This is a genomic window from Marinicella litoralis (genome assembly GCF_002591915.1).
Classification (GTDB): domain Bacteria; phylum Pseudomonadota; class Gammaproteobacteria; order Xanthomonadales; family Marinicellaceae; genus Marinicella; species Marinicella litoralis.
The window spans coordinates 828,105-850,736 of record NZ_NIHB01000002.1 but is presented as its reverse complement, the minus strand read 5'-3'; the positions used below and the strand labels follow the sequence as shown (position 1 = coordinate 850,736).

At 40.5% G+C, this 22,632-nt stretch carries 19 protein-coding genes; 14 read left to right on the top strand and 5 right to left on the bottom strand.

Going from position 1 to position 22,632, the window contains the following annotated elements:
• Nucleotides 1-37 precede the first annotated feature (37 nt).
• A complete protein-coding gene (locus CCS90_RS10210; protein WP_099019428.1) occupies nt 38-265 on the bottom strand; it encodes a hypothetical protein in 228 nt (75 codons plus the stop codon).
• A gap of 59 nt (nt 266-324) precedes the next feature.
• Entirely contained in the window at nt 325-1,233 is a 909-nt protein-coding gene (locus CCS90_RS10205; protein ID WP_099019427.1) for a diacylglycerol/lipid kinase family protein, read from the bottom strand.
• A 118-nt stretch (nt 1,234-1,351) separates the two neighbouring features.
• Between CCS90_RS10205 and rapA the strand changes: the two genes are divergently transcribed.
• The 14 genes from rapA (at nt 1,352) to CCS90_RS10135 (ending at nt 20,063) form a co-directional block, all read left to right on the top strand.
• The gene (gene rapA, locus CCS90_RS10200; protein WP_099019426.1) at nt 1,352-4,216 is read left to right on the top strand and encodes an RNA polymerase-associated protein RapA; all 2,865 of its coding nucleotides are present in this window, start codon (nt 1,352-1,354) and stop codon (nt 4,214-4,216) included.
• A 20-nt stretch (nt 4,217-4,236) separates the two neighbouring features.
• Complete coding sequence (locus CCS90_RS10195) at nt 4,237-5,154, top strand: glutaminase (protein ID WP_099019425.1); 918 nt, start codon at nt 4,237-4,239, stop codon at nt 5,152-5,154.
• 59 nt (nt 5,155-5,213) lie between these two features.
• Nucleotides 5,214-6,029: a helix-turn-helix transcriptional regulator gene (locus tag CCS90_RS10190; RefSeq protein ID WP_099019424.1), complete on the top strand. Its 816-nt coding sequence runs from the start codon at nt 5,214-5,216 to the stop codon at nt 6,027-6,029.
• A 152-nt stretch (nt 6,030-6,181) separates the two neighbouring features.
• Nucleotides 6,182-7,126, top strand: coding sequence for a tetratricopeptide repeat protein (locus CCS90_RS10185; RefSeq protein WP_099019423.1), 945 nt, complete (start codon nt 6,182-6,184; stop codon nt 7,124-7,126).
• A gap of 825 nt (nt 7,127-7,951) precedes the next feature.
• On the top strand, nt 7,952-10,492 hold the full coding sequence (locus CCS90_RS10180; protein WP_099019422.1) for a TonB-dependent receptor plug domain-containing protein: 2,541 nt from the start codon (nt 7,952-7,954) through the stop codon (nt 10,490-10,492).
• A gap of 99 nt (nt 10,493-10,591) precedes the next feature.
• Entirely contained in the window at nt 10,592-11,353 is a 762-nt protein-coding gene (locus CCS90_RS10175; protein ID WP_099019476.1) for a DUF3450 domain-containing protein, read from the top strand.
• Between the two features lies 1 nt (nt 11,354).
• A complete protein-coding gene (locus CCS90_RS10170; protein ID WP_099019421.1) occupies nt 11,355-12,701 on the top strand; it encodes a MotA/TolQ/ExbB proton channel family protein in 1,347 nt (448 codons plus the stop codon).
• A gap of 2 nt (nt 12,702-12,703) precedes the next feature.
• Nucleotides 12,704-13,240 (top strand): MotA/TolQ/ExbB proton channel family protein, encoded by a 537-nt coding sequence (locus CCS90_RS10165; protein ID WP_099019420.1) that lies wholly within the window; start codon nt 12,704-12,706, stop codon nt 13,238-13,240.
• Between the two features lie 13 nt (nt 13,241-13,253).
• Nucleotides 13,254-13,661: an ExbD/TolR family protein gene (locus CCS90_RS10160; RefSeq protein ID WP_099019419.1), complete on the top strand. Its 408-nt coding sequence runs from the start codon at nt 13,254-13,256 to the stop codon at nt 13,659-13,661.
• A 2-nt stretch (nt 13,662-13,663) separates the two neighbouring features.
• Nucleotides 13,664-14,326 carry an energy transducer TonB gene (locus CCS90_RS10155; RefSeq protein ID WP_099019418.1) on the top strand — a complete coding sequence of 221 codons (663 nt, stop codon included), beginning with the start codon at nt 13,664-13,666 and terminating at the stop codon, nt 14,324-14,326.
• 2 nt (nt 14,327-14,328) lie between these two features.
• Nucleotides 14,329-15,630, top strand: coding sequence for a tetratricopeptide repeat protein (locus CCS90_RS10150; protein WP_162846802.1), 1,302 nt, complete (start codon nt 14,329-14,331; stop codon nt 15,628-15,630).
• A gap of 252 nt (nt 15,631-15,882) precedes the next feature.
• A complete protein-coding gene (locus CCS90_RS10145) occupies nt 15,883-18,009 on the top strand; it encodes a prolyl oligopeptidase family serine peptidase (RefSeq protein WP_099019416.1) in 2,127 nt (708 codons plus the stop codon).
• A gap of 467 nt (nt 18,010-18,476) precedes the next feature.
• A complete protein-coding gene (locus tag CCS90_RS10140) occupies nt 18,477-18,740 on the top strand; it encodes a hypothetical protein (RefSeq protein ID WP_099019415.1) in 264 nt (87 codons plus the stop codon).
• A 51-nt stretch (nt 18,741-18,791) separates the two neighbouring features.
• A complete protein-coding gene (locus CCS90_RS10135) occupies nt 18,792-20,063 on the top strand; it encodes a TlpA disulfide reductase family protein (RefSeq protein WP_099019414.1) in 1,272 nt (423 codons plus the stop codon).
• A 19-nt stretch (nt 20,064-20,082) separates the two neighbouring features.
• Here the strand turns inward: CCS90_RS10135 and CCS90_RS10130 are convergent, their stop codons facing one another.
• The 3 genes from CCS90_RS10130 to dcd form a co-directional block, all read right to left on the bottom strand.
• Complete coding sequence (locus CCS90_RS10130; RefSeq protein WP_099019413.1) at nt 20,083-21,168, bottom strand: DUF2855 family protein; 1,086 nt, start codon at nt 21,166-21,168, stop codon at nt 20,083-20,085.
• 93 nt (nt 21,169-21,261) lie between these two features.
• On the bottom strand, nt 21,262-22,029 hold the full coding sequence (locus tag CCS90_RS10125; protein WP_099019412.1) for an NAD(P)-binding domain-containing protein: 768 nt from the start codon (nt 22,027-22,029) through the stop codon (nt 21,262-21,264).
• 10 nt (nt 22,030-22,039) lie between these two features.
• Complete coding sequence (gene dcd, locus CCS90_RS10120) at nt 22,040-22,609, bottom strand: dCTP deaminase (RefSeq protein WP_099019411.1); 570 nt, start codon at nt 22,607-22,609, stop codon at nt 22,040-22,042.
• Nucleotides 22,610-22,632 lie beyond the last annotated feature (23 nt).

Sequence of the window (22,632 nt, the reverse complement as noted above, 5' to 3'; positions counted from 1 at the left end):
AAATCAGCTGCTTTAAGCTGATTTCAATCTCATGTTTTTATAGACAATGCCAATGTTTATGGTGTTTTTTACAGACTGAATGATTTTTCGGTTTAACCTGTACTATTCTGTAGTTGTGTCGTTTGTGGTCATTGTCGATCAGCACCACTTTTTTGTGGTTGTTTCCTTTTTTTACCACCACAACTTTATCAGGCTTATTGTGAGCGTGACACCCAGTGGCTAAGACAAATCCCATGAGTGTCATGATTACATACAAAGATTTCATTTTTTTCTCCTGTTGTTTATTGGTTCAACGCAAAGACCTGTACTTTGGTTGACAGTCAATTAAAAAAACAGTGTCAAGGCTTGATGGACGACCGTGATGGTCACTGGGGTCTGTCCCTTAAACTCACCATCTGGCATCAGTGCCATGGGGTTTGTGGTTCTGATGGTAATGCTTTTAACTTTCCTGCATTCGACTTCTTTGTAATTAATGTGTTTACCTGAATAGATGGTTGGGAATAAGCTGAGTATTTTGATTCGTGAAATTTTCTTTAAAATGATCACGTCCAACAAGCCGTCATCGATTTTGGCATCAGGTGCAATCAGAAATGAAGTGCCTGTATAACGACTGTTTGCCACTTCAACAAACACCAATGCTTCGTCTATGGATTCAGTTTGATCATGTTCATCAATTAAATCAATTTTGACTGGATGAGCCTTTAATTTAATGGTTTCCCACAAGGTGGCCAAGGTATAAGCGGATTGTCCCAGTTGTTTAATTTTTAAAGTGGTTTTACCCGCATCGACAACAAATCCCATACCTACGATATTGAGGAAATAAAAGTGTTCTTTGGCGGTCTGTATGTATCCTACATCAATGGGTTTGGTTTGCTGTTTACATATAACATCTATGCCTTTTTTCCAATCAGTAGGCAACAAGCCCAATTCACGTGAAAATGCATTGCCGGTGCCAACGGGAATGACTCCAAATGAAATGCTTTGACGCTCCTTATGACTCATCAAGCCATTGATGACTTCAAATAAAGTGCCGTCTCCCCCAGCTGCCACTACACCATCGAATGGTGAAAGGTCAGTTGATTCAACCATTGCTTGGGCATGTCCTGATCGTTCAGTGTGCTTTATTTGGTACTCAATATCATGGCCTTGTAGATAGGATTCGATTAATGGTAGGTAAGTTTTAGATCGGCCACTGCCAGCCTGTGGGTTGAATATGACTAATAAATTTTGCATGTTGGGATTTTAGCTGACGGCAGCCAGAAAAAACAATCAGGCCAGATTCTTTTGCGAAACAGTTGGAAGCCAGCTAAACACTGTTAAAATACCACCACTTTTTTATCAAGCACAGTATATGCAATTCATTACAGGACAAAGATACATCAACAATGCAGACTTACAATTGGGTTTAGGTCGCGTCGTAGGAGAAAACCATCGGATGGTTAAAGTGGCATTTGATGCGGTTGATGAAGAGCGTATTTATGCCAAGGACTCGGCACCATTGAGTCGTTATGAACCGCAAGTTGATGATTTATTACAGCACAAAGATGGTTGGAAATTAACCATTCATGAAATTAAAAATCTTAATGGACTGAATATTTTCTTTGGGGTCAAAGAAAATGGTGAAGAAGACGTTATCCCGGAATCTGAAATAACTGACAACATTTCTTTAGATCGACCTGCAGATCGTTTGTTGAATGCACAAATTGATAAACAGAAGTGGTATGACTTGCGTCAAAATGCACGCATACACCAACAACGGTTAAGTCGTTCTGCGTTGTATGGTTTGACAGGTTGTCGCACAGCCCTGTTGCCGCACCAACTCTACATTGCACACTCAGTGGGTAAGAGACATGCACCACGTGTGCTGTTGGCAGATGAGGTGGGCTTAGGTAAAACCATTGAAGCTTGTTTGATTTTGCATCAACAATTATTAACCAATCGGGCCCAACGTGCCATCATCATCGTGCCAGAAAGTTTAACGCATCAATGGATGGTTGAATTATTACGTCGATTTAACTTACAAGTCAGTGTATTCGATGAAGAAAAATGTCAAGAAATTGAACATTCCAGCGGTTTTGAGAACCCTTTTGAATCAGCGCAATTGGTGTTGTTGCCATTAGAAATGATCTTAGAAAGCCCCGTACGAGAAGAACAAATTTTGGCAGCCAAATGGGATTTGATGGTGGTTGATGAAGCCCACCACCTGGAATGGTTTGATGGTGAATTAACAGAAGGACAGACCGTTTCTGATTCTGTCATGGCCTATCAATTGATCGAGTCATTTGCCAAAAAAATACCTGGGGTGTTGTTGTTAACGGCTACGCCTGAACAATTGGGTAGAAAAAGCCATTTTGCTCGCTTAAGACTGCTTGATGCAGATCGATACCATGATTTTGATCAATTCATTGCTGAAGAGGCTGAATTTGAATCTGTGGCGGATGCCATTGATTTATTGATTCAGCGCGTGAATGGGGATGATCAAGTACCTTTGAATACCATACATGACCAACTCAAAGGCCATGTCCATCAAGATATGTTGGACCAAATTGCTTCACTGAATGAAACGCCAGAAAATGGATTGGCATTAATCAATCAATTGTTAGACCAACATGGAACAGGCAGGGTTTTATTCAGAAACACCAGGCATTCGGTGCAAGGTTTCCCTCAACGGGCTTTGTATGATGATGCTTTGGAGTCACCTGAAATTTACCAATCCAATCAACAAGCCATGGCCTCATTGACTCCTGAAATCCACCTTGAGTGTGATGATCCATTACAGTGGCTGGATAATGACCCTAGGGTTAAATGGTTGGTTGGTAAAAGCAAACAATTGAAACATGAAAAAATATTGGTGATTGCATCTCAGGCACAAACTGTTTTGCAGTTGGAACAACACTATCGAGATCAACATGGTATTCATGTGGCGGTGTTTCATGAAGGGATGAGTCTGATTGAGCGAGATCAAGCCGCCGCGTGGTTTGCAGATTTAGACAATGGCACCCATATATTGCTTTGTTCAGAAATTGGCAGTGAAGGTCGAAATTTTCAATTTGCTCATCATTTGTTGTTTTTCGATTTACCTGGACATCCGGATTTATTAGAGCAGCGAATTGGTAGGCTAGACCGGATTGGGCAGACGGAAACCATTCAAATACATGTGCCATACTTGAAGCATACAGCACAAGAAAAATGGTTCAAATGGTATCACCAAGGCTTGGACTTATTCAATAAAACCAATCCAGCTGCACACCATGTATTTACAGCCTTTCAAAGTGACTTACAAACGACACTCAAGCCAGCAGCATTGGATGACTTGATTGAGAAAAGTCGCAAGTTGAGTGATGAATTGCTGTTATCCATGACACGTGGTAGAGACAGGTTATTGGAATACAATTCATGTCGGCCACTGGAAGCTGCTTTATTAAAAGAACAAGCAGAAGCGTTTGAACAATCGGCTCGGTTAGAAAAATTCATGCACAAAGTGTTTGATTTATTCAATGTGCATTATGAGGAACATCGCTCAGGCAGCGAGATCATTCGACCTACAGACGAGATGCATGGGTATTTTCCTTATTTGTTAGAAGATGGTATGACCATTACCTATGACCGTGAAATTGCCTTGGCCAATGAGACCTTTCATTACATCACTTGGGAACACCCCATGGTGACAGAAGTACTTGAACTGATTTTAACTCAGGAGCTTGGTAATACCGCCTTTGCCGTTTTACAAAACTCTGGTTTGAACGGTGGGCAAATATTTTTGGAATGTCGGTATTTAATTCAATCAACGGGCAACAGCAGTATGCAGCTGTCGCGATATTTGCCGCCAGTCAATCAACGATTTTTAATGGCAGAAGCAGGTATTGATGTGGGTGACAAACTGACAGAAAACTTGATCAGAAAATTTAAAAACTCAGTACCAATGAATGTGGCAGTCGAAGTGCTTAAAGCCAAAATATCAGTCATTAAACGTTTGTTAAAAAAAGCCGATGAGCTGATGCAAGCACAATTGCCAGCATTGAAACTTGAAGCTGAACAACAAGTGAAGCAAAGTATATCAAATGAAATTGAACGATTGCAGCAATTAGCCAGTCACAATGGACAAGTCAGAGATGATGAGATCGAATATTTGAAAAATAGCTTGGAACTGGCCCAAACAGCGATAGGTCAAACCCAACCTCAGCTGGACTCTATTCGAGTTTTGGTAACCATGTAGCCTATTGAGGAGTTTTACTTATGCCTGACTTACAAAATGTAATTGAACTCATTTACCATGACATCATAAAACATAAAAACTATGGTGAAGTGGCTTCCTACATCCCGGAATTGGCGGCGGTGGATTCTGAGAAATTAGGTGTTTGCTTAACGACAGTTGATGGTCAGGTATTTCATGTAGGTGATTGGCAAGATCGATTTTCCATTCAAAGTATTGTGAAAGTTTTGTTGCTCTCATTGGCCTATAACAAGTTGGGTGGGCAACTGTGGCAGAGGGTAGGGGTTGAGCCATCAGGGACTGCTTTTAACTCATTGGGTACTTTAGAAAACGATGAAGGGATACCGAGAAACCCATTTTCAAATGCTGGGGCTATTGTCATCAGTGACATACTGATTGATCTATATGAAGACCCTCGTCAAGCGATGATTGATATGATCAGGTCAGTTTCCGGAGACCCAAGTATATACTTTGATACCAAAGTGGCTGCTTCTGAAAAAGCCGAGGGTTTTAGAAATGTCGCACTGGCCAATTTCATCAAATCATTGGGCAACATCAATAACGGCGTTGATGATGTTTTGAATTTGTATTTTGATTGTTGTTCAATAGCAGTTAATTGTGAACAATTGGCAAAGGTGTTTTTGTTTTTTGCAAACAATGGGCAGACGCCAGATATGAATAATGTATTACTTAATCCAAGTCAGACCAAAAGAATGAATGCAATCATGCTGACCTGTGGCTTTTATGATGAAGCCGGTGATTTTGCTTATAAAGTGGGTTTACCAGGAAAAAGTGGAGTTGGTGGTGGTATTGTTGCTGTTCTACCTAAGCATTTCAGCATTGCTGTGTGGTCTCCTAGGCTGAATGAAAAAGGCAACTCTTATCGCGGGCTGAAGTTTCTTGAGAAATTTACCACTGAGACCAAGTTGTCTATATTCTGATTGACTCGAGGTAAATTCAAAAGTCGGATACCGCTGTGCTTTTTTGCTAGAATGGATGCATGAGTGAGACCCTTCTTTTTAAAACTGACTTAATAGAGGTGGGTGTTTTTGTTGTTAACCCACAAGACCCCTGTTTCTTTGAAGCCGGTTTTGTGGAATCCCCCATCATAGTATTTCCTAAAAACAGCATTTGGATTCAGCATGATGGATCTGATCCTTTTGTGGCTGATCCAACCTTGGTCAATTTTTACAACAAAGGCCAGACATACAAAAGATACGCCATCCATCAATCCGGTGACTATTGTCATTGGTTTAAAATCTCAGATGAGTTGTTGTCTGAAGCCGTGGCCAGTGAACGGCATCACTTCAATGCCCAAAACATGCCTTGTCCTGCACCTATATTTTTACAGCACTTAGTCATTCTTAAACAGGTTATGGCTGAACAGCAACCTGATGCTTTAACCCTTGAAGAGCAGGTGCTGATGTTGTTTCATGAGCTGTTGTCTCAGCACAAGAGACAAGACTGTTTATTTTATAAAAAACAAGCACGGCATAAGCGACTGATTGAAGCTGTAAAAGAAACTTTACAGTCAGACTTAAGTGTTAACTTATCTTTACAGCAATTGTCAAAGTTACACAACACATCACCTTTTCACTTGTCTCGGGTTTTCAAAAGTATCAATGGCCAAGGGATTAATCAATACCGAACACAACAACGATTGCGCTCTTTAACACTTGAGTTACAACACAATCAAATGGATTTAATTGACCTGGCTTGTGATTATGGGTTTTCCAGTCACAGTCACATGTCTACCAGTTTCAAACAATCCTTTGGCATCACACCGAGTGACTTTCAAAAAGGCATAATCTTCTAAGAAAGCATACATTGCTGTTTGAGCAATATTTTGATAGCGGTGATTGAGTGTTTTTCAGATAATCATTGTTTGACGATCTGTGTGTGGGCATTATTTTTATGCCATAAACGGTGATTTTTGAGTAAGAATTTTAATATTAATGAGTGTGAAATATGTTCAAGTTAAGTATGGCGGTTATAAGCTTTTTAACATTGCTGATGGTTAGTCATTCAGCTTTTGCTGACAGCGACTTGCAAGAATCTGCAGACAATTTATACCAACAGGAAAAATGGTCGGATGCCATTAATGTCTATTTAAAATTGACTGAAGCTGAGCCAAACAATGAAATGAACTGGTATCGCTTGGCTCATGCACATATTCAACTCAAACAAGGCGATGAAGCGCTGAAAGCCAACAATAAATTGATCAATGGTAATCAAATACCACCAGGATTGGTTCTTTACCAAAGAGCCATTGCTTTGAGTCAAGTAGGGCAGCAAAAAGCCATGTGGGAATCATTGGAACAATCTGCTGATGCTGGGTTTTCAAATTTAAAAGAATTAGAGAACAACCCACAGTGGGCTGAATACAAAGACAGTGAACACTTTTTAAAAATCACTCAAAAAGTAGACAAAAACGTCAGACCTTGTCTGTACGGTAAGCATTACAATGATTTTGATTTTTGGCTGGGGCGCTGGGAAGTGTATGGTAATGCAGAAAAAGCAGGGCCATTGTATGGCCACAATACCATCAGCAAAACAGAACAAGGTTGTCTCATCATGGAACAATGGCAAGGAGCCAGTGGTAGTACTGGAACCAGCATGAATTACTATGATGGCATCATTGGCCAATGGGTACAACGTTGGGTCAGTGGTGGTGGCACAATTATAGATTATGCAGGTGGTTTGATTGAACTGGATAACAATAATAAGGCGATGCAGTTAGTCGGTAAAATATACTATGCATCAAGCAAACAACAACCTCAAATCAGAGATTTTAGGGGCACTTGGACACCACTAAATGATGGTGTGGTGCAGCAATTTTTTGAAGAATCAATTGATGGTGGTAAAACTTGGTATGTATGGTTTAACGGGTTTTATTTTCCTTTGAATGAGTAGATAAAAATGCATTGTAGAAAAGGTGCCTAGGATCATAATGGCTTGCTTTGTGTGTGTAGTGAGTCGTGTTGAATTGAGGTTGTTATAAGTACTGTTGCTGATTGAAAGGACATCGAATTAAGAATATAAGTGTTTTGCATCAACTCAACATAATGTGCCAGAAGATTATTGTATATTGATGTGTATGCTGAGGAGATTTGCGCCATTTGACATTTGATTACAGTTTTTGATTGTATTTCAGCAGATTCATAATAATTCGTAATTAATATAAGTGTTCTTATACATGCTTACGTCATATTATCCGTAGATAATTTTCATAACCCAAATCTATTATTTGTTTCATTACGTTTAATTGTTTACTAAGATTTCATTGTCAATATTTTTCGCAAAAGCAGGTTTTAGGGTGCGAATTAATATGAAATGCTAAATGTTTCTAAAAAGATAAAACAACATATTATTCTTTTGACTAAAAAACCTTTAATCGAGGTTGGTTTTGTGAAGTTCTACACATAACTCGAATAATCGCACTTAAGTTTCAGTTCAATCAGATGCTCGATAAACATTTTGGCAAACGATTTGTGCAATATAAGATACATTTATAATGCTTTATATGTTTTATCAAGATTGTGTTATGCAAACCATATTGCAACAGGTGCTATGAGTTTTCAATAAAATAGAGGGTATTGATTGACAAAATAAAAGAATTAAAACTAGAATGGTTAAACTCAAAGAGTTAAAAAAACGTTAATCCAGTTCGATAATGCGCGCTAGTGTACATGTTTCTTTATAAGGTTATCACAGTAAAAATAGTTAGGAGGGTTAGATATGAAAATCAGGTTCTTTAAGAATCACAATTTATCTGTAGGAATTGCAATGGCACTGTCACTGTTCGTGACACCCATGGTATTTGCTCAAGATGACATTGATGAAAGCGAAGAAGGCAATGCAGCAGCTGAAGAAGTTGTTGTTACAGGTACCCGTCGAGCAGCTCGTTCTGCAACTGAATCGGCAGTGCCCATTGATGTAGTTTCAGGTGATGAATTCATAAATCAAGCGGGAACTGATCTGAGTAGTTTGATCAGAAATGTTGTACCTTCATATAATGTGAATACACAACCAATATCAGATGCAGCTACGATAGTACGACCTGCAAACCTCCGAGGATTAGCTCCAGATCATACGTTGGTTTTGGTTAACAATAAACGTCGTCATCGGGCAGCAGTTATTTATTGGTTAGGTAATGGTGTGGCTGATGGTGCACAAGGTCCTGATATCGCCCCTATTCCATCTATTGCGTTGAAACAACTTGAAGTATTGCGAGATGGTTCTGCTGCTCAGTATGGGTCTGATGCCATTGCTGGTGTAATGAACTTTATCTACAACGACTCAAGTGAAGGATCAACATATGAAGTAAAGTATGGTCAATTTTTTGAAGGTGACGGAACTGCTAGCAGTGTGGCTGGAAATATTGGCTTACCCTTCACTGATTCTGGATTCATGAATTTAAGTTTCGAGTATGGAAACACGGATGATACAAATCGGTCGGTTCAGCGTGATGATGCCCAGGCATTAATAGATAATGGAAATCCATTTGTTGCAACTCCTGCACAAATTTGGGGCCAGCCAAAGATTGATGATGACTTGAAGCTGGTATTTAATATGGGCGCTGAAGTGGGTGGTGGTAACGAATTTTATGCGTTTGGTAATTACGCTCAAAAAGATGTTGATGGAGGATTTTATTTTCGAAACCCAGACACAAGGTCCGGAGTATTTGCAGCCGATGGCATTCGTTTAATTGGTGACACCAATGACAATGGCATTGATGACTGTGCACAGTACAGAATTGCTGCAGGTGGAACTTATGATCAGTCATATGTTGATGCATTGTCTGCAGATGACAATTGTTTCTCATTTTTAGAGGTGTTCCCAGGCGGATTCACACCAAGATTTGGCGGTGAGGCTGTTGATTTTTCGACTACGTTTGGTTTGAAAGGGGAGTTTGATAATGGTGTCCTATGGGATGTATCTGCTGCTGTTGGTATCAGTGATGTAGATTTTTTAATCCGTAATACAGTAAATGCCTCATTAGGACCTGCTTCACCAACAGTATTCGATCCAGGTGATTACACCCAGTTAGATAAGAATTTTAATGCTGATTTTTCATATCCTATAGAAGTCAGTGGGTTTTATTCACCGTTGAATGTTGCAGCTGGTGTGGAATGGCGTTCAGAAACATTTGAAATTACAGCCGGCGACCAGGCTTCATTTGAAATTGGTCCATTGGCTGCACAAGGGTTTTCATCGGCATCTAATGGGTTTCCAGGGTTCAGTGCTTTAACTGCTGGTAAATTTGAGAGATCTAATATCGCTTTATACACTGACTGGGAAGCTGATATAACTGAAGACTTTTTGTTAGGTGTGGCATTACGTTGGGAGGATTTTGAGGATTTTGGAACCACGACAAATTATAAAGTGGCTGCCCATTATCGTTTTACAGATGATTTTGCATTGCGGTCAACCTTCAGCACGGGCTTTAGAGCACCGACTCCAGGTCAGTCGAATGCGTTCAATGTGTCAACGGAATTCGACTTAGTGACCAATGAATTGGTTAACAATGGAACGATTCCTTCAATCAATCCAGTGGCTCAACTCAGAGGAGGACAACCATTGGACCCAGAAGAATCAGAAAACTTCACCTTTGGTGCAGTATTCTCTTTAGGGCCTGTTGATTTCACCGTTGATTATTTCAAGATTGATTTAGAGGACAGAATCACCTTGTCACAAAACTTCAGTTTAACCCCTGAAGAAGTGGATGATTTGATTGCCTCTGGTGTAACCAGTGCTGGAAATTTGAGAAATTTCAGATTTTTTACCAATGCATTTGATACCGAAACTACAGGTGTAGATGTGGTAGCCACTTATAAAACTGAAATTGGAAATGGTAATACAGACTTTTCATTAATCTATAACAATACAGAAACAAAAGTGACAAAGTTTGATCCATTGGTTGTAGATCCAACCAGAATCAGAGAGTTACAAGAAGGTTTGCCAGAAACTCGATGGAACTTACAAGCTAATCACATGGTAGGTGATTGGCGTTTCCTAGGTCGTTACAGTTATTATGATAATTTCTTTGATTCTGAAGACGGGAATGTCTATGGAGATGAGTATATTTTAGATGCAGAAGTGGCATACTCTTTCAAAGAAAAATACACCATTACAATTGGTGCACAAAACTTACTGGATGAGTACCCAGACAAAAACCCTGCTGCAGCTGCGGGTGTTGGTAATCAATACAGCCAGTTTTCACCTTCCGGATTCGGTGGTGGTTTTTATTACGTAAAACTACGATATGACTTGTTCTAAAAAGTGAGTAAAAGCGCAAAACATATTGGTTTTGCGCTTTCTATAAAGCCTGTAATGATGATTACATATTTCATCAAATTTAATTTAAGAGTGTTGAACATGAAATTATTCTATAAGACCCTATTACTGTGTGTGTTTGTAAGTGCTGGAACTGCACAAACAACTGTTGATAATGTAATTGTAGCTGGAGAAAAAAGAGCGGATGCAGGTACACAAGCACAAAAAAACATTGAACGCGTTGCAGACCAAGCAGCTGATTTACTGGCAGAATATAAAAGTGTGAGTAAAGAAGTTGAAGGTCTTAAAGTTTATAACGGTCTAATTAAAAAACAGCTTGATAATCAGTTGGCTGAAATGCAAGCCATTAATAATTCTATGCAAAACATTTCATTGATTGAACGTCAAATTGTACCGTTAATGATTAAGATGATTGACTCATTGGAACAGTTTATAGAGCTAGATATCCCATTTTTATTAGAAGAGCGAACAGATAGAATTTCAAACCTACGATCAATGATGGAACGTTCAGATGTGGCTCAATCAGAAAAATTTAGGCGAGTTTTGGAATCCTACGAGATTGAGGCTGATTACGGAAGAACCATTGAGGCTTATAAAGGAACTGCAGATGTTTCAGGACAAATTAGGGATGTGAATTTTTTTAGAGTAGGGCGTATATCACTGGCATACCAAACACCGGACGGTAATTATTCTGGAGCGTGGGATCAAGGTCAGAACTCATATGTTGAGTTACCATCCAGTGAGTTTAAATCACATATTAAAGCAGGATTGAAAGTAGCCAAAAAAGAAGTTGCACCTGACTTATTGGTTATACCAGTACAAGCTGCAGTGGAGGTAAAATAACATGAAACGTTTAATTATAATGTTCATCATGCTTTGTTTGTCGTTTGGAACATTGGCAGCACAAAATGTGGACCTTAAAGAATTGTTAGACCAAGTGAAACAAGGAGGTGTGAAAGATGCCAAAGACAATGCAGATCGATTGAATTATTTCAAACAAAATAGAGAGCAACAAGCTCGTTTGTTGGCTGAAATTAAAGCCCTCCGTTCAGAGCAAGAAAATTTATCTAAGCAATACGAGCAATTATTTGAAGAACAAGACGCACAAATCATTTTGATGGAGGATGATTTAAACCTTAAATTAGGTGGTTTGAAAGAGTTGTTTGGCGTTTTACAACAATCTGCAGGTGATGCGCGAGTTCAATTTGAAAACTCCATTACTCAAAAACAATTCCCACAAAGGGCTGCATTTATGGCAGACCTGGCAGGCAAAATGGGTGACACCAATCGTTTTGCGACCTTAAGTGAGATCGAGGATTTTTGGTTTGAAATACAGCGCGAAATCATTGAAACGGGCAAGGTCATTAATTTTAAAACCATGGTTGTTGGTGCTGATGGAATTGAGTCAGAACAAACAGTTACACGCCTGGGGGCGTTCAATGCGCTGTCTAATGGTAAATATTTGGAATTTAAGCCAGAGACCGGTCGTTTGTTGGTTTTGCCTAGGCAGCCAGAGTCAAGATTTGTTTCACGGGCAGAAGATTTCCAGGCAATTTCCAGCGGCATGGGTTCCGTTGCAATAGATCCAACCCGTGGCGGATTGTTATCAAAATTGGTCGAAAAGCCTAATTTAATGGAGCAAGTTGCGCAAGGAAAAACAGTCGGATATGTAATTATCGGATTGGGGATTATAGGTTTGTTGGTGGCCTTGTATCGCTTTATTGTTTTGATGGGAATATCAGCTAAAGTGAATGCCCAAATTAAAAATTTAAACAACCCAGGTGATAACCCACTGGGACGTATTTTGAATGTTTATAAAGTGCGTGGTGGTGATGACCTGGAAGCGATGGAAATCAGAATTGGTGAAGCTATTTTGAATGAGACACCAAAACTGAATAAATGGCTGCCCTTCATTAAAATTATTTCTGCCGTGGCGCCATTGCTAGGTCTGTTGGGAACAGTTACCGGTATGATTAATACATTCCAAGCATTGACTCTGTTTGGTACTGGGGATCCAAAAATGATGGCAGGTGGTATTTCCACCGCTTTGATTACTACCGTGTTAGGACTGGTGGTTGCCATACCCATGTTGTTTTTACACAGCATTGTTGCCAGTAAGGCCAAAGCAGTTACTGAAGTTCTGCAACAACAAGCGGCCGGAATGATTGCTGAAATTGCTGAAAGAAAATAACCATGGATAAGCTGTATTATTATTTCCCGTTTTTAGAATCTATTCGTGATTTCTTTGAGTTGGGTGGTAATGTTCTTTACCTGATAGCATTGATCAGCATCATCATGTGGGCACTCATTATTGAACGGATAATGTATATTAACCGACAACATAAAAATAATTTCAATAAGGCAGTATCTATTTGGTCCAGTCGGGCAGATTACAGTTCATTGTATGCCCAGTTTACTCGAGCACGTCTGGTGTCGATGGTTTCACAAGGCCTGGTTAAAAACACAGAATTGATTAACACCTGCGTGGTGTTGTGTCCTTTAATGGGATTGTTGGGTACCGTTTCTGGAATGATTGAAGTGTTTCAGGTCATGGCATTTTCTGGATCTGGTAATGCCCGATCAATGGCAGCAGGTATCTTCAAAGCCACCATCCCAACCATGGCGGGCATGGTAGCTGCCCTGTCAGGCATAGCCATGAGTACTTACCTGAAAAGAAAAGTCAGTAACCAACGACATTTAATCCGTGAAGCACTGGTGCTTCACCATTGAACATGAGAAGACAATGAGACAATTATTTTCCAACACAGAGCAAGAAGAAGAGGCCAATATAGATATCACTCCCATGTTGGATGTGGTGTTCATCATGTTGATCTTTTTTATCGTTACGGCTAATTTTGTCAAACAGGCAGGTATTGATGTTTCCAGGCCCGATGCAGCGACCACTGAAGTGCAGGAAAAGGCGAATATTTTGATTGCTATCAGCCCCAACAATGATATTTGGATCGATGGCAGACGCATTGACATTCGGGCTGTCAGGGCCAATATTGAAAGGCTGCACGCAGAGAATCCACAAGGTTCTGTGATAATTCAAGCAGACAAAGGATCAACCACTGATACCTTGGTGAAAGTGATGGATGCATCCAGAGCGGCCAGTGTTTATAATATATCAATAGCCACTGATGAATCTTGAAAATGACTGAAGATACCATCAACCAAAAATTTCATGCCTCACAGAAGTCTTTCTTTAGGACGTTGCTTGGATATGTAGGTGGCTTGGCCGTCGTGGTCTTTTTGTTTTGGTTCATGATGTTTTTAATCACCTTCACAGAAACAGGAATTGATGATTCTGGTAAAACCCGGTTTTTGGATTTTGTTCGAGTCAAACGCAACGAAACACCAGAACGGAAAAAGAATAAACCAGAAAAGCCTCCATTGCCTGAAGCTCCACCGAAACAACCTCCAACCCCTAAATTAGATAATTTTGACGCTTCTGCGGAGAAAATGGCAGTGTCTGCAGCACCTGTTGAAACCAATGTGGAATTAAATGCGGGTGGTTTTAGTATAGGTGCCATAGGAGAAGGAGAATATTTACCCATTGTCAAAGTGGCGCCAATCTACCCTGAGCGTGCGGCTTCAAGAGGCGTTGAGGGATTTTGCACTGTTTCATACACAGTGACCAAACAAGGCAAAACAGCCAATGTAGTGGTTGTACCAGACCAATGCAGCAGTTCACTGTTTCATAGTTCTTCAATTCGAGCCGCTGCAAAATTTAAGTACAAACCAAGAATTAAAGATGGAGAGGCCATCGAAGTTCATAATGTTCGCAATAAATTCACATATAAGTTGGAGAATTGATGATGAAAACAATTGAATCCAATCGAGTGTGGTTAACTTTATTATTGTTGGTGTTCAGTCTGTATATTTCAGCACAAGAAACTAAACAAACAGTGGCTTTGAGTCCGGAAATTGGAAATCAATTATTGAAGTTGCAAAAGTTGGTTGAGCAGCAACAATATGCAGAAGCACAGACTGGTCTGTCTAAATTACAACAAAAGAAAAATTTATCCGCATATGAAAATGCACAAATTTGGAATTTAACTGCATACACTTATTACCTTGAAGAAAATTATAGTTCGGCTTTAAAGTCGTATGAAAAAGTATTGGATTCTGGGGATATTCCATTGGCTCTTCAACAAAGTACATTAAATGTCATGAGTCAATTGTATTTCACCACTGAAAAGTATGATTTGGCATTAGCCACTGTAAAAAGATTGATTGAAATTGTGCCAGACCCCAGTGCAGACACTTTGGTACTTTTGGGTCAAGCCTATTATCAGGGTGGACGATATGCTGAGGCTATAACGCCCATCAAACAAGGGGTTGAAAAACAGCAAGGATTTGGTAAAACACCCAAGGAAAATTGGCTGTTATTATTACGTTCTTGTTATTATGAAACCAATAATTATCAAGGTATGCTGGGAGTTTTAAAGGATTTGGTTAAGTTGTATCCCAAGGATGATTACATTGTTTCATTGGCGGGTGTATACAGTGAATTAGGTGACTTTAAAAAACAAATGGTGTTGACAGAAGTGATGTACGAAAAGGGTTTATTAAAGAACACTTCTCACATTGAAAATTTAGCAAACCTTTACTTAATGCATGATTTACCATATAAAGCAGCTGTTTTGCTTGAAACAGAAATGGCAGACAATAACATTGAAGCCAGTGGAAAACGATTGGAGCTCATTGCTCAAGCATGGTTTCTTGCAAGGGATGATGATAAGGCGATTCCAGCACTAGAAAAAGCAGCCAGTATGACCTCTGATGGAGAGTTATATCTCAGGTTGGCGCAATCATATATGAATGTAGAAGAGTGGGAAAAAGCGGCAGCTAATATTGAAAATGCCCTGAATAAAGGTGTTAAAAGACCAGATTCAGCCCAATTGATGCTTGGAAATACTTATATTAATCAAAAAAAATACAATGCTGCCAAGTCAGCATTTGAATCAGCAGCACAGGATAATAGAAGCAGTAACGCTGCCAATCAGTGGTTGAGGTATGTAAACAATGAGTTGCAAAGACGCGAATCATTGGAGCAAGAAATTGAATTGAAGGAAATTAAAGAAAACGAACTTCTTAAAAATTCATCTCAGGGTTGAATGAACAAAAGGTTGAATATTTTATTATTCAAACTCGCCAATGATTTATTGTCACAATAAAAATTATATTTTCCAACAATACTGGAACACCATCATAAAAGATTGTAAGTCTGAATTTTAGTTCATTCATTGGGTTCTTTAGATTTTCTAATTATATGCCAAAAGTCACATTTACTTTTAAATAGTGAATGTCAGCTGAAATCGCTAAATGAAACTGTTAATATCTTTGTACTTTCGAAATTGAGAACACAGATGCGAAGAATTTACTCACTCACCATGATGTCAATGCTGATAGTTTTGACGTTTAACTCAACTGCCAAAGATGCCAATAATGACCCTTATATTTGGCTTGAAGATGTTGATGTTGAACAAGCTATGGATTGGGTACACAAACAAAATAAAGCAACGGCTGATCAATATAAATCCTTGCCCTTGTATCAACAGTTGTATGACCAAGCCCTGGCAACATTGAACAACAAATCTCGAATTCCATCTGTCAGTCAACGCGGTGAATGGGTATACAATTATTGGAAAGATGAAAAAAACCCAAGAGGCATCTACCGTCGAGCCAAGCTCAAAGATTTCAACCAAAAAGAAAATCCAAAATGGCAAACTATTTTAGATATGGATCAATACAATGCTGACCACGATGGAAATTGGGTATTCAAAGGTATGAATTGTTTGGCTCCGGAATACCGCCGTTGTTTGGTGTCAATTTCTCCCGGTGGTGGAGATGCCGTGATGATGAAAGAATTCAATATGAAAGAGAAAAAGTTCATAAAAGATGGCTTTTCTTTACCCAAATCAAAAATGCGTGTGACATGGCGAGACAAAGATCACTTGTTTGTTGCCACTGATTTTGGCGCGGGTTCAATGACTGAATCCGGCTATCCCAGAATCATGAAACTGTGGCAACGTGGAACTGCATTGTCTTCAGCAAAAACGGTGTTAGAGGCAGACACTCAATCAGTTTCGGTGTTTGCTTTTCGCACCGGCCAAAAAGATGAAGCCAAAGATTTTGTGATTGACAGTACTACATTTTGGACCAATCAATACTATCAATTGGTTGAGGGTGAAGCCTTGGCACTTGATTTGCCCCCATCTGCGGTAGTCAGCGGTGTGTTTCAAGGCAATATGGTTATTTCGCTCAAGGAAGATTGGCAGTATCAAGGTCAATTTATTGCCCAAGGCTCTGTTTTAATTATCAATCCTGATGTGTTAACTGGACAGAAAACACTGGTAGAAGAAAGTGATTGGTCGGTGTTTTTATCGCCAAAAGCCAATGAAAATATTGAGTCAATAAGCACAACTGATGAAACCATCATTGTTACATTGCTTTCAGATGTGGTCAGCCAAGTGAATGTTTATCGTCCAGATGACGGGAGTTGGGATGTTGAAACTGTCTCTTTTCCAGATAATGGCGCCATTGGTGTCACCGCGGTTGATGATGAAAGTGGTGCCTTTTTCGCAGAATATGAGTCATTCATCACACCGCCGACTTTGTACCATGTCAATGGCAAGAGTTTAGAACCCCGAGCGGTTAAATCTCAAAGTCAAAGCTTTGACCCAACGCCCTATCAAGTTGAGCAATTTTTTGCTCGGTCTGCTGACGGTACATTTGTCCCTTATTTTGTTGTGATGAATAAAGAAACTCAATTTGATGGCACCAATCCCACACATATATTTTCTTACGGTGGTTTCAGAAATTCATTAACGCCTTCCTATTCAGGTTCTTATGAAGCTTTAGAAGGCGCCTATGGAAAAATGTGGTTAGATCGCGGTGGCGTATTTGTATCGGCCAATATTCGTGGTGGCGGTGCTTATGGCCCTAAATGGCATAAGGCGGCTTTGTTAGAAAACAAGACCAAATCCTATGAAGATTTTGAAGCCGTGGCTGAAGACTTGATTAAGCGTAAAATCACTTCACCGCAGCATTTAGGCATAGAGGGTCGTTCAAATGGTGGCTTATTGGTAGGTGCAACCATGACCAGAAGGCCAGACCTATATGGTGCCGTTATTTGTGGCGTGCCTTTGTTGGACATGAAACGTTACAATAAACTATTGGCAGGAGCCAGCTGGATGGGCGAATTTGGTAATCCAGATGTTCCAGAACAATGGGATTATATAAAAACCTACAGTCCATACCAAAACATGCAACCCAATACGGATTACCCAGCCACTTTCTTCTATACTTCAACCAGAGATGATCGTGTACACCCTGGGCATGCCAGAAAAATGGCTGCCAAGATGATGTCATATGGTTATCCAATTTGGTATTACGAAAACACCGAAGGGGGGCATGGCGGTTCCAGTACCAATGAACAATTGGCTGAGCGCTTGGCTCTGGCGTATACACACCTTTGGACCCATTTAAGGTAGACCTCACACCACTTCTATTCGCTCCGCGAAAAACCGTAATGTGAGGTACAGTCTAGAAGGAGTGGGCTGCTGGATTGCTTCGCTGCCCAACTGCCCCCGTGTAAAGGTAGACCTCACACCACTTCTTGGCCTACATGGATGTAGGTCTGCGGCGATAGCAGGAGCGGAAGTGGCTTCGCTCCGCGAAAAACCGTCATGTGAGGTACAGTCTAAAAGGAGTGGGCTGCTGGATTGCTTCGCTGCCCAACTGCCTTCGTGTAAAGGTAGACCTCACACCACTTCTTGGCCTACATGGATGTAGGTCTGCCGCGATATTTTGGGGACCTATGGTCGCCAAACCTTTTTTTAGATGACTCATGTTCCGGAGAGGAATTTATTGAGTCAATGACATTTCGGTGTCTGATTCCCATTGGTTTATAATTTAAAAATTCTGCTATGATGGTTGAATTAAATAAAAAGAGGTCGTTATGTTGAGAAATATTAAGTTGATGCTGTTAGCCATGATTGCAGTTTTGGGTTTGTCCGGATGTGGTTCTGAGTGTACCGAAGAAGATTTGAAAGCAAAATTGTTGGAGTTGAGTGAAAAGGTTCAGGGCTTGGCAGCTTCTGGGGACATGACAAAATTGATTGAGTTTTCACAAAAAGCCAATCAAATTTCACAATCAATGCAAGGTGGTGATGACATTCAAGCAGCGTGTGAAGCGGCTGACGATTTACTGGATGAGCTCTAAATTCACATTAATTTTTTGTAAGTATTTACCAAGCCATAGGTCAACTGTTCAATGAAAAAAATACTGTTATTGTTATCAATTTTGTTAATCACTGCTTGCCAACAAAGCAGCGAGCCAGAAGTACAACAAGCCCAAGTGGCTGAACCGACTGCTGAGCAGGTGATTAACTTGGCTGGTTTATGGCGAGGTGTGTTGCATTCACCAGGGGGCGAATTGCCTTTTGGGATTCAAATCGCACAAACGGCTGAAGGTTATGATGCCAAAATTTTAAATGGTCCAGAAAGGGTCGACACTTCAGGTGTGATTTTATTGGGCAATCAATTGGAAATTCAATTCAGTTGGTATGATGCGAGGATCAAAGCAAGCTATGACGCAGTCAGCAACAGTTGGTCAGGCGAGTGGTCAAAGACGGCAGCTGGCATGATTTCCAGTTTGCCTTTTACAGCAACCAAGGGTTATCCCTACCGCTTTAAACAAAGCAAAGAGGCCCAGTCTACTACCGATGTTGCTGGAATTTGGCAAGCGGAATTTGTTGATGAAGATGGCACTTCAGTTGCTGTGGGTGAATTCAAACAAAATGGCCAAAAAGTCAACGGTACATTTTTAACCCCAACAGGTGACTATCGGTTTTTGTCAGGTCATGCGATGGGCGGTGAATTGAAGCTTTCTGCTTTTGATGGTGCTCATGCCTTCTTATTTGCAGCCAAATCGATGGATGGTCAATTGACTGGTGATTTTTGGTCAAGAGATACTTATCATGCAACTTGGACGGCAGCGTTGAACGATCAAGCTTACGCTGTATTGCCAGACAGTTGGGACATGGTCAAAATAACCACAGATGACAACACAGTGTCCTTCGCATTTGAAGACCTAAATGGACAGTTGGTACAACTCAGTGATGAGCGGTTTCAGGACAAACCTGTGTTGATTAATCTATTCGGTACCTGGTGTCCTAACTGTAATGATGAAGCGCCGGTGTTGGCTGAATTTTATAAGCAGTATCATGCCGATGGTTTGGAAATTGTGGGATTGGCTTTTGAATTCACTGAAGACATCGAACGAGATAAAAAGCAAATAGCTGCATTCAAGCAACGCCATGGTATTCAGTACCCGTTGTTAAGGGCTGGAATCAATGACAAGAAAGAGGCTGCTAAGGTCTTGGGCTTTTTGGATAAAGTTGTGGCTTATCCAACCAGTATATTTTTAGACCGACAACACCAGGTAGTTAAAATACACTCTGGTTTTGCGGGTCCTGGTACAGGTAAACATTTTACTGATTTGGTGGAAGCATTGGAAAACCAAATCAAGGCCATCGTTTATTGAAGGGGCTGGTTTTCAATTTTTACATCTGAATGATTAATCCTTGTTCAGGTGGAAGTTGGCCATGACAAACCGAGTTGAACTGTTCACTTAAACCTTTTAGGCCTTTGACTGTGGTTATTTTTAGCCAACGTTGACTGTCGATGGCGGCTTTATGCATGAATTCATTGGCCAGTTGTTCAAATTTTTCAGCACCCCATTGTTGATATCGTTGTTGAATGTGACTGGGCGCAAAAAACATTTTGCTGCGATTGGCAATAAAGCCGGTGCCTTTTGCTGTTTCATCCCAATGCGTCAGACCTACCTGTGATGAGTACAGCATGTTGTCTTTTAACTTGGCATGTAATTGGGTGATTAAGTCACCATTGCCCGACATGTCAATAATGATTGATTTTTTATTGCCATCAATCTGCACCATGTCATCATAGCTGATTACCTGTTGGTAATAGCCAGTCTTTTTGACAAACGCCAAATTTCTTGCCGATGTCATGGCGACTACAGTAGGGGCAGATTCATCTTGTTGTAAGGCATAGGCCAAGCCCAAGCTGGTTTTACTGGAGGCGCTGAGGATGATGATTTGTTCTGCGCTTAAGTATTGTTGGCTTGATAGCATGTCGTGAATACAAAAAGAGGTGATGTGTAATGGAAACAACAGCATCCTCAGAGCATCATGTTTTGGGTTGTAGCCTGATTCGGCTTGAACCCGTCGATACATATTATATCCTGGTGGTAGTTTTGAGCGATGGGATGAACCATCGAACAACACAGTTATAGCGGTTTTGACAGGCTGTATAAGCCATTCATTGGCAGTTGGTAAATAACCAAAAAGCCGCTCACCTACATTGATACCAGTGTGAGTCGATTCGACCACTTCAGCAAAACCCCAAACTGGAATAATTCCCCATTCGGATGTTTGATTGACACTGGCAGGAAAAAATTGCCAATAAGCTAATTTGTCTCCCATCGCCCAATAGGTGATGTTATTCGCAGTGAATGAAAAAGCCTCTATTTTTATTTTGATCTGGCCGTCAAGTATCTCATTACCTTTGCGGGTATCGAGCAATCTGGTTTGGCTGATGTCTTGTTTGTGAACTTGGAATTCTGACATGGGATTCTGTAGATGGATTGAAACAATTGTAGCATTGAGACCAAAAACATCGCCAGCTTATGTTCGGCTTCATTCAGCTGATTGTTGATGGGTTTAAAAATCTACAACCAGCAAGTCTGGGTGAAGAAAATGGTATGCTGTCGTTGTTTTTATTTTATGGTTATCAATGATTTTGTGACTGCGACCATCATCATTTGCGGTGGCTATGTGGTCTATGCCTAATTGTTGGGCCATCTTGCCGTAGAATTGTAATTTGGTCGGGTGGCAGTCCGCACAGCCATTAAATATTTCGTTCCATGCGTTTTGTTCAATCACAGTTTTAATTATGCCAATACAGTCATCTAAGTGAATCAGATTAATCGGGGCATCTGGATTTTTAAGGACTTTGTCACCAGTAAAAAACCGCCCAGGGTGTCGTTTAGGTCCTACCAGGCCGGCAAACCTGATGATGGAAGCGGATGGGTGAAGTTGGATCAATTGTTCAATCGCAAGTAAGGGGCTTTTGGTGTTTAATCGCTGGCTGGTTTCGTCGTGTAACAGCCCATCATTTTGGTAGACCGAAGTGGAACTGATGAATAACAGGTGTTTACAAGCCTGCTCTGTCAGTTGGTCCATCAGTACATCAAAAGCGCCTGTGTCCTTACTGGTGATTGCAGTGATCAATACGTCTGAGTCAAACAACTGGTCTGGGTGAGATAGTTGTTCACCCAGCTCATACTGAAAGGCCTTTAAACCCTTGGCATTAAGCGCACTTACTTTATCTTGCTTGGTAGAAGTCACAATGACTTCATGACCATCTGTTTGCAGTTGCATGGCCAGTGGTTGAGCCAACCAACCACTGCCAATGATGCTTATTTTCAATTTAGGGTATTCATGCTTTGGGAAGTGTCACACCTTGTTGGCCTTGGTATTTGCCACCACGGTCTTTGTAAGACACATCGCAGACTTCATCAGATTCAAAGAATAGAAATTGAGCCACGCCTTCATTGGCATAAATTTTAGCCGGTAAGGGTGTGGTGTTGGAAAACTCTAAAGTGACATGGCCTTCCCATTCTGGTTCCAATGGAGTGACGTTGACAATGATGCCACAGCGAGCATAGGTTGATTTACCCAAACAAATGGTCAATACATTGCGTGGGATTTTGATGTGTTCAACAGTTCTTGCCAAGCAAAAAGAGTTGGGAGGGATAATGCACACATCGGATTTCACATCAACAAAACTTTTGCGATCGAATTTTTTAGGGTCCACTATCGATGAGTTGATGTTATGAAATATTTTAAATTCATCTGAGCAGCGAACATCATAGCCATAACTTGAGGTGCCATAAGAAATGATTTTGTTGTTGCGCCCTGTGGTTCTGACTTGATTAGGTTCAAACGGACTGATCATGTCGTGTTGTTCTGCCATGCGGCGAATCCAGTGATCTGATTTTATACTCATGTTATTTCGTCTGTATCGTTGTG